Origin of the sequence: Bartonella sp. MR100HLJHH, assembly GCF_042194215.1 — a bacterium.
Taxonomy (GTDB): Bacteria; Pseudomonadota; Alphaproteobacteria; order Rhizobiales; family Rhizobiaceae; genus Bartonella; species Bartonella grahamii.
In genome coordinates this window covers 1-2,035 of sequence record NZ_JBHIMR010000056.1, presented here as the reverse complement: position 1 = coordinate 2,035, position 2,035 = coordinate 1, and the positions used below count along the sequence as shown (strand labels likewise).

1 pseudogene is annotated in these 2,035 nt (G+C 44.1%); it reads right to left on the bottom strand.

Features of this window, described 5'->3' with window-relative positions:
- A pseudogene (locus ACFIJ7_RS09390) lies at positions 1-2,035 on the bottom strand (hypothetical protein); the annotation flags it as partial.

Here is a 2,035-nt window from a genome sequence, read left to right as displayed (position 1 = left end):
ACGTCTTCAATATTTTTAGAAAGAGTGGTTACGTTTTCATCAAGCTGACCTTTGTTAACAGCATCAGTATCATCAGTACCTTTTGCCAATCCTGTTATCTTTTTACTGCCAGCACCAATACCAGCCGTCGTTATTTTTGGACCACCCGTAATCACTAAGCCGGTGGCATCTAGGGTATTTGTGCCTGCCTTTAAGCTCGTTAATGCAACATCTTGAGCCAGATCAAATTGTACCTTATTATCCTTATCGCCTTTTGTAAGATTAAGATTTGTACTTCCAGTTACCAAATCCAATGGGCTGGTTGAATTAACGTTCGTCGTATTTTTACCATTAACAGAGAGCCCCCAACTTGGGTTTATAGAATCTTGTAGAGCTTTTAGCTGTGCAACATTTACCGCATCAGAGTCGTTCGTGCCAGCGGCAACACCTACAATCTGTCTGGTTTTTCCTTGCTTAGCATCACCAATACTGAGTGCACCAAGACCGGATAGCCATGTATTGTCCTGTTTATCTGAATTCTCTCTAGTACGAGGATCATAACCCCCAAAACCAGGTCCAACATTCGCTACAGAACCGCTTCCCAAAGCAATACTATCTTTAACTGATGCTTTTGCTCCACTACCAAAAGCAAGCGCAGATTCGCCGGTAGCTGTTGCGCCAGCACCAAGAGCAACTCCACCAACAGCAGCTACAGATGCATTTGCACCTAAGGCAATTCCATTTAACGAACCTTTTGGATCATTTGTGGAACCACCATTCTTTACAGATGCGCCAGAACCAAAAGCAAGCGCACCGCTAGAGAGTTTACTAACGCTGGCCTTGCTACCAAGAGCGACTGAATTTTCTGCATCAGCTATAGCATCTGCAAAATCTTTGCCAGTAGTGTTAATTTTTAAACCTTTTATAACCCCTGCTGCTTGTCCTGCTTGTGCTGCTTTTAGCTGTGCAAAATTCACTGCATCAGTATCATCAGTACCTTCTGCCAATCCTGTTATCTTTTTATTACCAGCATTAATACCAGCTATTGTTATTAGCGGACCATCTGCAATCAATAAGCCTGCTACGTTTAGGGTACTTGGGCCTACCTTTAAGCTCGTTAATGTAACATCTTGAGCCAAATCAAATTTTAGCTTATTATCCTTATCACCTTTTGTAATCCGAAGATTTGTACTTCCAGCAGAAAAATCTACTCCACTACCCATAAGAACAGTTGTAGCATTTGCACCGCCAGCAGAGAGTCCCCAACCGTTTTTTCTTACAACATCTTCTAAGTCTCTCAACTGCCTAACATTCACTGCATCGGCAGGCTCAGAACCAGCTGCTACGCCTGTAATTTGTCTGGTTATACCCTTACTATAATCACCAACACTCACTGCACCCCGCGTACTTTTCCATTGCGCCTCAGTGTTTTTTGCAGGACCCTGCAACAAAGAAGTATAACCAAACACACCAGCAGCCCTATCGGCTTTAGAATCTCTTCCCAGAGCAACGCCATCTGGGGACCCAGCTAAGGAATTGGCACCTATAGCGATAGCTCCATCTGCCCTTGCTTCCGAATAAAATCCAAAAGAAATGGTCCAATGACCAGTTCCCTTTGCACGATGACCAATAGCAGTTGAACCAAACCCTAGGGCTTTAGAAACGGCTCCTACAGCCGTTGCATAATCACCCTGCGCGGTTGTATAATCATTTGCCCCGTGTGTGCTGTCAGGATTATATTCACTACCTATTGCAACAGTGCTTTTTCCTATAGTGTGAGCCATGTAACCTATAGCAATAGCATCACCCTGCTCTGATGTCTGAGCGTTATGGCCTATAGCAATACCGTCCGCTCCCTTTGCAGATGCACCTGTACCTTGAATAACAGTGTTACTCGCTCGTGTATTTCCACCCCGCAAAAGGTCAGAAACATTAACAAGCGTTGCATTCTCATCATCCTGTGCAAGCCGTTGGTCTGTAGAGCTATCAACCACAAAGGACTGTGGACTAATGAGAGGCTTTTTATCTTGCACCCCTGCATTTAACGTTTTTTTCG